The sequence below is a fragment of the Shewanella sp. 125m-7 genome (assembly GCF_052977045.1).
On the sequence record NZ_JBRILQ010000071.1, the window covers coordinates 1 to 15,392 of the forward strand.

The 15,392-nt window shown below is 42.2% G+C and carries 11 protein-coding genes; 4 read left to right on the forward strand and 7 right to left on the reverse strand.

Translation table 11 applies throughout. The annotated features are described in order from the left end of the window. Positions 1-110: 110 nt before the first annotated feature. The 6 genes from ACVBIL_RS19990 to prmB all read right to left on the reverse strand — a co-directional run bounded on the left by ACVBIL_RS19990 (position 111) and on the right by prmB (position 5,760). On the reverse strand, positions 111-635 hold the full coding sequence (locus ACVBIL_RS19990) for an RNA methyltransferase (protein ID WP_447168693.1): 525 nt from the start codon (positions 633-635) through the stop codon (positions 111-113). Between the two features lie 78 nt (positions 636-713). After that, complete coding sequence (locus tag ACVBIL_RS19995) at positions 714-983, reverse strand: YfcL family protein (RefSeq protein ID WP_447168694.1); 270 nt, start codon at positions 981-983, stop codon at positions 714-716. 149 nt (positions 984-1,132) lie between these two features. Beyond that, entirely contained in the window at positions 1,133-2,257 is a 1,125-nt protein-coding gene (locus ACVBIL_RS20000; RefSeq protein WP_447168695.1) for an ATP-NAD kinase family protein, read from the reverse strand. A gap of 162 nt (positions 2,258-2,419) precedes the next feature. Continuing rightward, positions 2,420-3,583, reverse strand: a complete 1,164-nt coding sequence (locus tag ACVBIL_RS20005; protein WP_447168696.1) for an MFS transporter — start codon at positions 3,581-3,583, stop codon at positions 2,420-2,422. Further along, positions 3,583-4,677 carry a chorismate synthase gene (gene aroC, locus ACVBIL_RS20010; RefSeq protein WP_447168697.1) on the reverse strand — a complete coding sequence of 365 codons (1,095 nt, stop codon included), beginning with the start codon at positions 4,675-4,677 and terminating at the stop codon, positions 3,583-3,585. Before aroC ends, ACVBIL_RS20005 begins: the two co-directional genes overlap by 1 nt. A gap of 138 nt (positions 4,678-4,815) precedes the next feature. Then, positions 4,816-5,760, reverse strand: a complete 945-nt coding sequence (prmB, locus tag ACVBIL_RS20015) for a 50S ribosomal protein L3 N(5)-glutamine methyltransferase (protein ID WP_447168698.1) — start codon at positions 5,758-5,760, stop codon at positions 4,816-4,818. Between the two features lie 79 nt (positions 5,761-5,839). Between prmB and smrB the strand changes: the two genes are divergently transcribed. Further along, positions 5,840-6,370, forward strand: a complete 531-nt coding sequence (gene smrB, locus ACVBIL_RS20020; protein WP_447168699.1) for an endonuclease SmrB — start codon at positions 5,840-5,842, stop codon at positions 6,368-6,370. A 439-nt stretch (positions 6,371-6,809) separates the two neighbouring features. Here the strand turns inward: smrB and sixA are convergent, their stop codons facing one another. Next, a complete protein-coding gene (gene sixA / locus ACVBIL_RS20025; RefSeq protein WP_447168700.1) occupies positions 6,810-7,280 on the reverse strand; it encodes a phosphohistidine phosphatase SixA in 471 nt (156 codons plus the stop codon). A 355-nt stretch (positions 7,281-7,635) separates the two neighbouring features. Here sixA and ACVBIL_RS20030 point away from each other — a divergent pair, with 355 nt between their 5' ends. The 3 genes from ACVBIL_RS20030 to ACVBIL_RS20040 all read left to right on the forward strand — a co-directional run. After that, positions 7,636-10,425 (forward strand): insulinase family protein, encoded by a 2,790-nt coding sequence (locus tag ACVBIL_RS20030; protein ID WP_447168701.1) that lies wholly within the window; start codon positions 7,636-7,638, stop codon positions 10,423-10,425. Between the two features lie 292 nt (positions 10,426-10,717). After that, a complete protein-coding gene (locus tag ACVBIL_RS20035; protein WP_447168702.1) occupies positions 10,718-14,995 on the forward strand; it encodes an EAL domain-containing protein in 4,278 nt (1,425 codons plus the stop codon). Between the two features lie 101 nt (positions 14,996-15,096). Beyond that, positions 15,097-15,392: hypothetical protein (locus ACVBIL_RS20040; RefSeq protein ID WP_447168703.1), on the forward strand; the 296-nt coding region annotated here is incomplete at its 3' end.

Sequence of the window (15,392 nt, forward strand, 5' to 3'; positions counted from 1 at the left end):
TCCACGTTCAGTGCTCTATATACCCAGCCGCTACCCACTTAAATATAAACAGTAGTGCTTATCCGAATAGCATTACTCTATAAAGTGGCTTTAACATTGAGTCGTCGAGATTAGCGTTTAACCCGAACGCGGTTATTGGTGTCACGGCTGGTACGAATTAAATCATCGCTAGCAATAGAGGCTGACTTTGCTAAACGATCGTAAAGTAACACGTTTACAGACGCGGCTAAATTCATGCAACCGACTGTTGGCACGTACACAACAGCGTCGGCACTGTTAATAACCTGCTGGCTGATGGTGCCATCTTCTGGGCCAAAGATATACATCGCTTTTTCAGGGTGCTCAAACTCAGGTAAAGGAATTGCCCCCTCAACAAGGTCTACACACACGACTTTCACGTCTGGATCGATAGCGTCTAATAAAGATTCAACTTTACTCAGTGGAATTGAGCTACTCGCACGCTTAGTATCGGTATTGTATTGAGCGCTGCCATTACTGGCGGCAAGCTCATAACGTTTGCCGGTATAAAATACTGCATCAGCGCAATAACAACCTACAGCACGCATAATGCCACCGACATTGGTCGGGCTCTTAGGGTTTACAAGGCCAATGGCAACAAAACTAGTCTTACTCATAACGCTTAAACTCTATCACTCTTCAATATTTACCGCGTAAAGCCCAATACCATAAGCTTATCGGATTGGGCTAAGGGATTACGCTGCAAGTTTTGCGCTAAGCTGAATCCAAGCATCACTCACTAGTGCATAATCAGTGTCACCTAACTCTTCTCTTGCTAATGCCAAACACTCAGACATTTTAACCTCGAGGGCACTCATATCTTGGTTACTTTCAACTTCTAGTTGTGACAACACAACTGCAAAATGACCTTGTAAATAGCCACTTGCAAATAGCGCGTCATCATCACCTTCGGCAACAATGCGCTCAATCCAGTCTTGTAGTGTTTGCTCGTACTTCTCAATCATCGAGGGCTCCGCATATTTTATTGTAGACTAGCTGTCGACACTTTCGGCATCTAGTCAAAACGTTCATTTAAAATTTACAGCAGTCGCTGCACATCAGTTACCAAATATCATTTAATCGATGCGATAACGGCCAAACTGATGGGTATTGTTTATCCGGCTAAATCAGGGTTTGCGACCTGATACATCACGTAATCGTGATAACCAGTAATCACTTTATAATACCCCGTAAGCGCTTTATCTAATTCAGGGTCGCCACTATCCACAATTAATGGCCTGCCTTCAAGTGCTTTTAGCTTTGTTTTTGTCGCTAAGATAACAATATTGTGTTTTCCTACACGCCTTATCAGTTCAGGGCTGAGTTGCTGGTTGCCACGCCCTAATATGTGCCCTTGCCCACCAATAAGCGTAATGAACAACTTAAGCGCTTTATTTTCAGTGAGCTGTAGCAGTTCTATGGCAGATAAATCACTGGCCACTAAATCCTGATGCTGAATGATATCGACGCCTAGCAAGGTATTATCAAGCCCTAGCTCGCTCATTACGGCGGCAACGGTGCTACCCGAGCCCATGATGCAAAGATTATCTTCCATCTGCTCAATCGCTTCTGCGGCGAGATCGGCAAGCACCAGCTCATCGCTCTCTTTGCCACCCATTTTAACCGCTTGCACGTATCTAGGTTCTGCCGGCACTAGCATTTCGCCAAATCGGCGCGCACGAACCACGCCAGCTCTAAAGGCGGCTTCGTCGATATCCATGACATCTGCGCTCATTAAGCTGACTAAATCGCCATCTAGCAGCATTTTCACGACAATGCCTGATGCATGAGGTGTGATGCCGTATACGCCAGAATGAATTTTAACACCTGCGGGCACACCTAGAACGGGAATATTGTCGTCGGCAATGGCATACACATCACGGGCGGTGCCATCACCACCTGCAAAAAGTAGCAAATCTAAATTTTCATTCAGCAGCTCGCTGACCACCTTCTGCGTATCTTGAGCGCCAGTTTCGCTCGGTGCTTGATAGACCACCCGCGTAGTAAAGCCCATCTGTTTGGCTAATGTCTCGCCCATATCACCTGAGGCTGTTATTACCTCTATACGTGCTTTATAAGGTTCGATGACGGCAAGGGCTTGCTGCATTCTAAGATGTGCCTTAGGTACCGCCCCTTTAGCTATCGCCTCTGATGCCACACCATCACTGCCTTTGAGGGCGACACTACCTCCAAGACCAGCAAGTGGATTAATAATTAAACCGAGACGAAACTTCCCCACAATCAACACTCCATTTTTGACATTTATACTTACCCTGACAATTTATCAGTCTGAGGCCTTACACCTAATACCTAGCACTTAGCACTTAGCACTTAGCACTTAGCACCTAGCACTTAGCACCTAGCACCTAGCACCTAGCACCTAGCACCTAATATTAGATAGTTAAGCTGTACTGCCCTGCCCCTTAGGAATAAACAACACCGCTAGCATTGATAAAAATGCGCAGCCTGCTGCAAAGATCCAAGTCAACCCCGCGCCTGAGCCATCACCCCAGATAATACCGCAAAGCCAAGTACCTAGTGCCCCACCGACCCCAAAGCTTAAGCTCGCATAAAGCGCCTGACCTTGGCTTCGTCGACTAACGTCAAAGTGTTTATGGACAAACTGAATAGATGCCGCATGGGTTAAACCAAAGGTAAAGGCATGTAATAGCTGACTAATACTCAGATACAAGATGTTCTCAACACCATAAGCCAGCAGTAACCAGCGCACCACCGTTAAACCAATACTAACAATCAATAATAACCGCACGCCAAAGCGACCCAGTAATTTCGGCGCGTACATAAACATGACAATTTCAGCCACGACCCCAAGTGCAACAAAAATCCCGGCCGCGGACTCTGAATATCCCGCCTGTTTCAGATATAGCACAAAGAAACCATAAAATGGTCCTGCACTCATCTGCAGCAGCATAGCCGACACTAAAAACCAGATTAAGGCTTTATCGAACACTAAAGGTTTACGCTTTTGAGTTTTATCGACAACGGCTCGATTAGAGGGTAATGGCAACGCACTGATTAACATGCCGATAAATAACGTCATGCCGATATAAGGTAAAATTTGTGGCCCCCAATGGCCAATAGCAAAACCGCCACTGACCACCAGCACGATATAGCCGACACTGCCCCAACTTCTAATCGCACCGTATCTATTGGCATCATCACCTAATGTTTCAAGGGTGATAACCTCCAGCTGTGCAAGAATGGCATTCCAAAAGAAGGTATAGACCGCCAAACTAATCGCCAAATAGGCCAGTCCGCCGTCATAAAAAAAAGTGAGATAACTTAATGCTGCGGCGCCGGCACCTATTTTAATCAGCTCGGATCGCATACCGGTTTTATCGGCGACAATGGCCCATAAGTTCGGCGCGATGATCCGCGTTCCCATTAAAATTGCGAGTAAGAAGCCTATCTCTTGGGCGTCGAAACCACGGCTATCAAAAAAAACGCCAAGATATGGCACCATGATGCCAAGAATAGAAAAGAAAAAGAAATAACATGCACAGAGCCAGCGTAACTGCTGCTCTGTGCTTTTAGGTTGAAACATTAACGCATTCCGATAATAGGGGTACTGCTATTCACATCCATATTTTGCGCGCGGTGACGTAATAGGTGATCCATCAACACAATCGCGAGCATCGCTTCTGCAATCGGTACAGCACGAATACCGACACATGGATCGTGACGTCCTTTGGTAATCACTTCAGCAACTTCACCTTGAGCGGTCATGCTTTCACCCGGCACACTGATGCTTGATGTTGGTTTCATGGCGATATGAGCGACTATTGGCTGGCCTGATGAAATGCCACCTAAAATCCCACCAGCATGGTTTGATGCAAACCCTTCAGGTGACATCAAATCTCGATGCTCCGAGCCTTTTTGGTTAACCACCTCAAAACCATCGCCGATTTCAACCCCTTTTACCGCGTTAATCCCCATTAAGGCATGGGCAATATCGGCGTCAAGACGGTCAAATACTGGCTCACCTAATCCAACTGGTACACCCGTTGCTACGACTGACACTTTTGCGCCAATTGAGTCACCGCTCTTTTTAAGCTCGCGCATGTATTCGTCTAATGAATCTAACTTTGATGCATCAGGAAAGAAAAAGGCATTTTGCTCTATTTGCGCAAAATCGACGGTCTCAGCCGAGATTGGCCCAAGCTGTGATAGATACGCATGGATCTCAACGCCATGAACTTGTTTTAAATATTTCTTAGCCACAGCCCCTGCAGCAACACGCATCGCAGTTTCACGTGCAGAGGAGCGTCCACCACCGCGGTAATCGCGCTGACCATACTTTTGTTGGTAGGTGTAATCTGCATGCCCCGGACGGAACAAGTCTTTAATGTTAGAGTAATCTTTACTGCGCTGATCGGTATTTTCAATCAACAAGCCTATAGAGGTGCCTGTTGTTTCGCCTTCAAATACACCAGAAAGAATACGGACTTCATCGGGCTCGCGACGAGCGGTGGTATAGCGAGAAGTACCTGGACGGCGTCTGTCTAAGTCGTGCTGCATATCCGCTTCTGTCAGCTCAACGCCTGGAGGGCAGCCATCAATGATGCAGCCAATAGCGACACCGTGACTTTCACCGAATGTTGTTACTACGAAGTTTTGACCAATACTGTTTCCCGACATGCGCTTTTAGCCCTCTATCTCTTTATTCTAATTCTTATTTACCCACGCTTTATCGGTAAATGCATCATCAATACCAACCTTGTTAAGTAGGAGTACAGATTGGTATAAAGCCGCGAGCATACTCGCGGCTAGAAGCTATTATTCACTATCTTTATAGATCGCGAAAAGTGATTCATTTTCAACTAGCTGGTCACGAGTTAGCACAAACACACCGTCGCCGCCATTTTCAAAGCTAACCCAAGTAAATGGCACATCAGGGAATTGCTCACTCAAATGCACCATTGAGTTACCGACTTCTACCACTAGCAAACCGTCTTCTGTTAGGTAATCCGCTGCATTGGCAAGTATACGCTTAGTCAGATCTAAGCCATCGCGACCTGATGCTAAACCAATTTCTGGCTCATGATGATACTCATCAGGCATATCGCCGATATCTTCTGCATCGACATAAGGTGGGTTCGATACGATTAAATCGTAATGTGGCCCTTTGGGAATCGCAGAGAATAGATCAGACTCCATTGGGAAGACCCTATTCATCACCTCAAGCGTCTCAATGTTGATTTGCGCAACGTCTAACGCGTCAACACTGATGTCTAGCGCATCAACTTCCGCATCTTCAAATTCGTACGCACAAGCAATCGCAATACATGCACTGCCTGTACACAGATCTAAGACTCGGTTAACGGGCTTGTTATATAGCCAAGGACTAAAGCGATTTGCAATCAATTCAGCAATCGGAGAGCGTGGAACCAACACACGTTCATCGACATAGAACTCTAAACCCGCAAAACGGGCTTTATTGGTTAGATAGGGAACAGGCAAACGCTCTTTTACACGGCGAATGATAAGCTCAACAATCTTATGCTTTTCACTGATAGTTAAATTTGAGTGAATAACTTGATGACCAATTTCTTCCGGCAAATGCAATGCATGAAACACTAACGCGACAGCTTCATCCCACGCGTTGTCGGTGCCATGACCATAATAAATATTTGCATCATTAAAACGACTGACACCCCAACGTAGCATATCGCCAATAGTGCGTAATTCTGTAACCGCTTCATCAACAAAAATCTTATCCAAAATTCACTCCAACTTTTTAATTCCGACTCATTGTAACTGAACTCTATTCATATGGCATCGGATTCAATAAAATAGAGAGATGAATAAAAGCAAAGATAACGATGATTTGGCTCTTTTTGCTGAGCTGACAAAGGGAATGAAACCTTTTCAGCAAAATAAACGCCATTTCACGACGGCTCCCAAAGACCGAAAAATCATTGAAGAGAAAGAACAGCAACTGCATGCAGATAGCTATTTCTCTGACACCTATCAGCCTCTTTTACCCGTAGACGGGCCGATGAAGTGGGCAAGAGATGATGTGGATAGTCATGAAGTCAAACGCTTACGGCGTGGTGACTACATGCCCGATCTACTATTAGATGTGCACGGTATGCGTCAAACAGAGGCTAAACTTGAACTTGCCGCATTAATCCAAGCTTGCATCAAACAGCAAAGCCATTGCTGCTGCATTATGCATGGACATGGCACAGGGATTTTAAAACAGAACATTCCTATTTGGTTGGCCCAGCACCCTCATGTAAAGGCATTTCATCAGGCCACTAAAGAATGGGGCGGCGATGCCGCATTATTGCTGTTGATTGATATTGGTGACCAGCCATATCGCCGCTAAGTCGACCATTAATAAAATACCATCAGACAATAAAAAAGTGAGCCTTCTATATACACTAGAATGACTCACTTTTTTAAATTTCGGCATTATATACCCAAGCCACCTGAAGATGCAGGGTTCAGTGGGAATTTAATGCGCTTTAAGCAAGGCGTTGATTGCAGTTAATGGTTGTTGCCTTAGCAAGATCAATAACGCAGCAGAAAGTGCATTAAAACCCATCGAAGAAGGCTTTGCGCAAGCCCACTTCGTTGTTGCACTAGCTTAAAAGGGAGTTACCATTCCTACGCTAATACGCCTAGAATTGAACTCGCGCAAGACCTCTGAAATGGGCATGTTCAAGTCGTTTGGGTATATGATGCTACAGCCAGCTTTTTCAGTTCACGTCGCTATTCATTACAAGCCACAGCCTCTAAAAGCTAATTACTAACCCTGTTGGTTGCTAGCTAATAGAGTGCGGTGCATGCTGCCAGACTAAATGATTTTTTTCACCAATTCGCTCAATTAGTGTTACACCAGAAGTGGCAAACAATGGTGGCTCTACACCTGCGACCAACTCACTGACCAAATAACCAAGTAATGGCATGTGAGCTAACACTAATACATTCTTCGCATTGTACTGCTCGGCGTAAGCAAGCACGATATCAGCGACTTGGTCAGGATCTCCCGACGGTACAAGCTCATCTAATGTGACCCATTTATACGGTTCAGGAAAATGCTTACTGACTTCTTGCCAGCTTTGCTGCGCTCGTAAGTAGGGACTGACTAATACTAAATCAAACTCTTTGATAGTAAGCCCTAACCAATTGCTCATCAGTGCTGTGTGATGACGCCCTATATCGGTTAGTGTGCGCTCTCTATCAGAATGAGCGTGATAACCCGCTTCACCGTGACGCATTAAAAATAGCTGCATACTGCTTGGCTACTCCGAATTCTTTATTGTTATTTTTTTAATTGTAGTCCGAATCCAACTGCCAACATACCGTTATTTAGTTATTAATTAGTCGAATAGATCGCTAGCAACTAGAATGTTTTCTATACGACTGTGACACTGGGCTCAGCTAAGTGACAATTTTTAGCCAAAAACCACTTTATTTTGAGGTTTACAACACTTGTATTTGAAGATAGTCCAAAATGATGGCAAGTTAACTTATAAGTTGAATTAACTCGCTTTTACTCAAATAGTTACGTTTATTGATTATGCCTTATATTTAGGCATAGAAGCAGCTAAGTTACTCACTTGCTCTTCCAGATACCGGAGTCATGCCTTGTCCCAAGCTAAACAGATAACCACCAGTCCAAATGACCACAGACAATACCGCTATTTAACCCTTAAAAATGGCTTATCTGTGCTACTGGTTGAAGATCAAGACGCCTCTCAAGCAGCGGCATCTATGGCTGTGGCAGTTGGTCACTTTGACGATCCCTTAGCACGCCCAGGCATGGCGCACTTTCTTGAGCACATGCTGTTTCTCGGCACGGAAAAATATCCAGATTCAGGTGAATACTCAGCTTTTATTAATCGACATGGCGGCACAAATAATGCTTGGACGGGAACCGAGCATACTAATTTTTTCTACAGTATTAACGCGCAGCAATTTGAAGCATCTCTCGATAGGTTCAGCCAGTTCTTTATCGCGCCGCTATTTAATATTGAACTGGTAGATCGAGAGCGACACGCCATTGAATCAGAATTTAGCATGAAGCTAAAAGATGACATTCGCCGAGTCTACCAAGTCCAAAAAGAAACGGTTAACCCTGAACATCCTTTCTCAAAATTTTCAGTCGGTAATCTCAAGACATTAGCCGGCGAAGAAAGTGAGTTAAGGCAAGAACTTCTCGACTTCTATCAAGCCAAATACTGCGCCAGTGCCATGACCTTATGTTTAGTTGCCCCCCAAAAATTAGCTGAACTCGAGTCACTCGCTAAGCAATACTTTTGTGATATTAGCGACCACTCCCCTATTGATGACTACCCTGATGTTCCAATCTATTTACCTGAGCAATTACAGGCTCAGATCAATATTTTACCGCTGAAAGAGCAAAAACGGGTTGCAATAACCTTTGCACTACCCGCTATTGAGCAATTTTATCAGCACAAACCGCTAACCTTTATCAGTCATTTACTCGGCTATGAAGGCAAAGGAAGCCTGCTGTCCTACTTAAAGGATCTAGGGCTTGCCAATAATCTCTCAGCAGGGGGAGGTGTCAACGGTTACAACTTTAAAGACTTCAATATCAGCATTCAGCTTACAGATCTTGGTCTTGCCAATTTACATACCGTTATTGAGTCAACATTTGAATATATCGCGCTCATCCGTACACAAGGATTACAAGCATGGCGATACGATGAGAGAGCGGCTTTACTTAAAATCGCGTTTCAATATCAGGAGCAAGTTAACTCTCTTGATTTAGCCAGTCACTTGAGTATCAATATGCATCATTATGATGTTAAGGATATTATTTACGGTGATTACCGCATGGACGGCCTTAGGTTGGAGGAAACTGAACAGCTGTTGGCACTAATGACACCACGAAACATGCGGCTCCAACTAATTGCAGCAGAGCTAGATACCAATAAAAATGCCGCTTGGTATCATTCTCCATATCAAATAAAAGCCATTCCAAGTGATGATATTGCTCGTTGGTCAAACCCCACGATCAGAAGTGAGCTATGTTTGCCACCGAAAAACCTTTTTATCAATAAAGAGTGTATTGCGCGACCAGATAAAAGTATTTCCAAGGTTCCCACGGTTGTAGCGAAACAAGCGGGCTATCGCATCTGGCACCGCAAAGATGATGAATTTAATGTGCCTAAAGGGCATTTGTACCTATCTCTCGACTCAGCACAAGCCGCTGCGTCACCAAGACACGCGGCATTAACCCGTCTATATGTTGAGATGCTGCTCGACTATTTAACCGAATATACCTACCAAGCTGAAGTTGCAGGTCTCAGTTACAACATTTATCCTCACCAAGGTGGTATCACCCTGCATCTCACTGGTTTTACAGGTAAACAAGAAGTGTTGCTAGAACTCGTTATTGCAAAGGCGAGAGAGCGTAACTTCACCCAAAGCCGTTTTGATCTGATTAAACGTCAAATTTTGCGTTCCTGGTATAATCACTCTCAAGCGAAACCTATCTCGCAATTGTTTACCAGCCTAACGGTAACCCTGCAAAAACGTAGTTTTGAACCGTCGAGAATGGCTGAAATACTTGAAGACATTACCTTAGATGATCTGCATTCTCACGTTAAAAGCTTCTATGAGAAAATTCACTTAGAAGGGCTCGTTTATGGTGATTGGCTCAAAAGTGAAGCTAAGACGCTTGGCGTGCGCTTGGAAAAAATATTATCACTAGTGACGACGCCAAGTAAGGAGTCATCTCGTGAGCTTATCGACCTTTCCGATAAAGGAACTCTGTTACGTGAGATCCCCGCCTCTCATCCTGATAGCAGCATTATTGTTTACTACCAATCAGATGTTGCAACCCCTGAAACCATGGCGTTATTTAGCTTGCTAAATCACACCATGTCTTCGAGCTTCTTTCATGAACTGCGTACCCAGAGACAGTTAGGCTACATGGTCGGTACGGGGTATCTTCCATTAAACCGTTATCCCGGTATTATTTTCTATATACAATCCCCCACTTGTGGGCCTAAGTTACTACTAGAAGCAATAGATGAGTTTATTGCAGACTTTGCTTATGCAGTTTTACAGATAACTAGCGAGCAATGGGAGTCAACTAAGCATGGCCTCATCAATCAAGTTTTGGTGAAAGACTCAAGTCTGAAAGTACGTAGCCAACGTTATTGGTCAAGCATTGGCAATAAAGACTACAAATTTAACCAAAGAGAATGCGTTGCCGAGCAGATAAAACTGCTTACTCGAGCAGATCTAATAAAGTTCATCATGCAAAAAATGCGTTCTAAACACTGCGATCGTTTAGTGCTGTTTAGCAGCGGAGACTCGCATTTAGAACAAACGCCTCTAGAGTCAACGAAGATGATCACAGATCTGCGAGCTTTCAAACAAGGAGCTAATCAGTTTGATTATTAACCACTTCACTCAAGAGAATATTGATATATTAGTTCTTATTACTGAAATAGATTTTTAGGGACAATTTTATATAAACGCACCAAAAAGTTTATATTGCCAAGCGAGAGAAGCTCAGCGATACAATCAACTACATTGCGGCCAATATAAAGCGTAATAAATATATAAAAATGGAGTGTAAGAATGATTGCTCGCTACATTTACCAACCAAAGCTTTGACAATGCAGTCACTTTCTGGAAAAGTGGAGACAACAAATAGTTGTCTGACAGAATTGGCTGATAATCAAACAAACATATGCCTAGAATCCTTTTAAAAATAGCGATTTCCCTTCTCTTTTCCATTGTCATGGCGAATACTGCTGTTGCGTTAACGCTCAATTCAATTTCTTTAGGTGTGCCTGACGGTTTATCACAAAGCAATGTCACATCGATTGTTGAAGATGCAGATGGCTACATCTGGATAGGTACCGTTAACGGCCTTAACCGTTATGATGGTAAAGAGTTTCGTCATTACTTTCCCTCAGCAGAGAACGAGTTACCCAGTGCATTTATTCGCAGCCTATTTATCAGTGAAGAAGGCGTTATGTACATAGGCACAGATAAAGGTCTCGCTGTTTATGATCGAGATAAAGATCGAATTAACTCTCTTGAATCAGATAACTTCATTCATGACCAAGCGGTCTGGTCTATCTCACAGAGTGAGAAACAGATACTAATTGGAACAGAGAACTCTGTTTATGTAACTCAAGAAGGTTCAAAGCAAGCTGGACTTGAATTAATTAAATCTTATGCTGGAACTTTTGGTGGAGTTAAACAAACACTAAATATTGACAAGAACATATATGTAAGAAATTACAATGGAAAAATATTTAGAATATCGAATACAGAAGAAGCAATTGCAGAGGATGTAACTGAAATATCAATATCAAATGGAAAGCTGATTTTATTTAGTAAAAATGGAGTCTATGAAGGAAATGAAACTTTAAATAAAATCAGCAACATTGAATATGTTAGCGTTATTAAAAGCAAAAACAATACCATTGGATTGAAAGATAAAATACTAGTCAACCTTAATAACCTATCAAATCCTAAGACTATTGGTAGTCTAAATATTTCAAGCCAACCATTTAAAACACCTACAATCTACCGAGGGCTTACAAAAACCTTTGTGTCTGACCAAAACAAAGGTTTTATGGTCATTGATGACAGCAGTAACCTAATTCAACCATCATTAAACAAACTAGGCAATGTTTGGTCAATAATCCAAGGTAAAGACGACTCAGTTATAGTAAGTTTAGATACTGATAATATTAACATTTATAATAAAAACCTTGTCAAAACTAACGAATATAAAACGGGTATACTTGGTCCTAAATCATTGGCCCTGCAAGGTGATTCACTCTATGTTGCTAGTGCAAATGGACTTGACACGATTGACTTACTGAATAATAAAATTAAAAAAATCATCAATGACTCTCTTTTTGCGCTGACGATAAACACTAATAACAACAATGTGCTCGCAGGAGCATCCAATGGCGACTTGGTTATATACAATACTAAGAGTAAAACTATAACAAGAAAAATAATTGACGCAGGAAATCCAATATTTGACATTGCAATTTATAAAAACGAACTATTTATAGCCACTCAAGGTGGCGCATTCAAATATAGCGACAATATTGTAACGCCAATTTACACTGACCAGTTTGTTATAAGCCTTCTTATTGAAAATGACTACCTATATTTTGGAACAAGCACATCACTAAACAAGTACAACATAGATAATGACATTATTGAAACAATCTACAAGAATAATAAACCCATATTTTCAATAGTAAAGTCAGATTCATTTATTATTGCATCATCTATTGATGAAGTAATAATGAAAGACACAAAAAGCAAACAAATAACAACCTTCAATAAAGATCTAGGTTCTCAACTTGAATATAATGCTAATGCAACATACTCAAACTTTGGTAGGGTCTTAATAGGAGGTACGTCAGGAATAAGTATACTATCACCCATAAAGCTGGAGCACTACATAGAAAATACCAAAGCTCCCTCTGTTAATTTAAAAGAGCTTTTAATATTTAACATCCCAGAGAAATCTGGTAATAGCGTACTCAACAGTCAATTTTCACAGACGGATTCAATTACATTAAAATATTCTGACTACCCTTTCACTTTTAAATTTAACAGCCCAGGAGTTTCATTTAGTGACATTGACTATGTTTATCAAATGAAAGGACTTTCAGAAACCGTTATCCACTCAAAGGGTACTAATTCTGCTACCTACACCAATTTATCTCCTGGTGATTATCAGTTTTCAATCTATGCTATCGACCCTGTTACTGGAAAACATGGAGAGGTTCGTAAGTTAGATATTGAGATTACCCCCCCTTGGTGGCTCTCGACGACAGCCAAGTTTATCTATTTTCTATGCTGTTTGTTCGTATCAATATTAATTGTGAAAACAATATTACGTCGCCGAGAAATTCAAATCCAAATAGCTAAGAGCGAAGAGCGGCTAAAGTTGTCGCTTTGGGGCAGTGGCGATGAGATGTGGGACTGGGACATAGAAACCGGCCAAATCTACCGCTCAAATATTTGGGGCTCTCTCGAGTTCCCTCAAGATGGACAGCGTTCTGGCAGTGAAGGGGAAGAGAGCAACATTCACCCAATGGATCAAGAACGCGTTCGTGAAGCATTAAACAAACATTTTTACGGTGAGACCGATCATTTTGAAGCCGCCTATCGTGTCAAGGGTAAGAATAATGAATGGGTATGGATTTTAGACAGAGCCAAAATTGTAGAACGTGATGAAGATGACAATGCACTACGAATGACGGGTACGATTAAAAACATCAGTAATTTTAAGCAAGCTGAAGAACAATTAAGGCTATTTGAGCGTGCCATACAAAATATTTCTGAAGGTATGTTTATTCTCGATCGCGACTTCAAGTTCGTAGAAGTGAATGAAGCCTGCTGTGACTTAGTCATGCTCAGTAAAGATGATTTTATTGGCACGCTATTTAATTTTGACCTCTATCCAAGCAGTTACTCTGAACAGATAAGAGCAATATTGAAACAACAGGGCCGCTGGAATAATGAAGTTGAATCTACTCGCGGAAACGGTAGCAGCTTTTTAATGGAGCTTTCTATCGATGCCATTTACGATGAGCAAGGCGAGCTTTCTCACTACGTAGGGGTATTTTCCGACGTCAGTCGTCGAAAGCAGCAAGAAGAGGAACTCAGAAAGCTGACTAACAATGATCTATTAACTAACTTGCCTAACCGTTCTAACCTCATGGTGACGCTAGGTAACTTAGTAAAAAGAGACTCTCACCATACTTTGATGGTATTAGATTTAGATAACTTCAAGAAAATTAATGATTCTTTAGGTCATCAGGTCGGTGATGAACTGCTTATTCAAGTCTCAGAGCGAATTCAAGCCGCCGTCCCTAGCCATACCAGTATATATCGTCTTGGTGGAGATGAATTTGCCATCCTCGTCGATAAGAACCCTGATATTGGAACCAGTGCTATAATCGCAAAAAATGTCATTCATGCTTTCGAAGCCCCTTTTGAACTAAGTAAAGAAAAAGTCGTCGTTGGTTTAAGTATCGGCATTGTGCTGTACCCTGAAGATGATCAAAATGAACAAGCGCTGTTGAGAAAAGCTGACATTGCCATGTACCACGCAAAATCGGCTGGTGGTAACCGCTATCAATTCTATTCGGAGTCGCTCAACAAGAATGCTATCAGACAGCTTGAAGTGGAGAACCTTATTAGAGAGGGACTAAAAGACGATCTGTTTGAAGTCTACTACCAACCAAAAGTCGATCTTAAAACTGGCCATATGGCGGGCATGGAAGCATTAGTTCGTTTAAACCACCCTGAGCACGGCCTAATTCCGCCCAATAAATTTATTCCCCTTGCAGAAGAGAACGGTCTAATTGTTGAAATTGGTGACGTCGTGTTGAAGAAAGCCTGCTTTGCGGCGCAAAAATGGCGCTCCCAAGGTTTATTTAACGGCCGAGTCGCTGTCAATTTATCGTCTAAGCAGTTCGCATTGCCTGATTTACAACAGCGTATTGAGTCAATTTTACGTCTAACTCAATTACCAGCAGCTAATTTAGAACTCGAAATAACCGAAGGGACTGTAATCAAAGAACCTGAAAAAGCCATTAAAGTGATGCAGCAATTATCTAAAATGGGGGTCAGTCTAGCCCTAGATGACTTCGGTACAGGCTACTCTTCCCTCTCTTACTTAAAGCGCTTCCCCATCCACACGCTAAAGATTGATAAAGCTTTTGTGGATGATATTGATAAATCTGACCGTGATTTAAAAATGGTTGATTCAATTATCACTATCGCCCATAACATGGGGCTTTCAGTCGTTGGTGAAGGAGTTGAAGACGCCTCGCAGCTCAGTATATTACGCGCGTTAAAGTGTGAAGAGATCCAGGGTTATATATTCAGTAAAGCGGTTACTGAACCTGAGTTTACTCAGCTACTGCTCAACGACACTAGCGAACATCCCATCTCACAACTTAAGGCAAAAATGGGCTAACAAAATAAGCAAAAAGTAAACATTGGCATAACAACTGCAACAACCTTCTCATAAGTCAAAAAATATTACTTTATATTTAAAACTCTACGAGAAGGTACAAAATGAAAACAATAATTAAAGGTTTAGTTACTTCATTAGCATTAACATGTTCAGTTTCAGCTGTTGCGTCTAAAAATAGCTTAGAAGTCCCAGCTTTCTTAAATACTCCGATTTCTCAGGCCATCAAATCTAGTCTTTTTACTGGCATTCCAAATATTAAGTACACGGCTGGTATTCCAAACATTAAGTACACAGCTGGCATTCCAAACATTAAGTACACGGCTGGCATTCCAAACATTAAGTACACGGCTGGTATTCCAAACATTAAGTACACAGCTGGCATTCCAAACATTAAGTA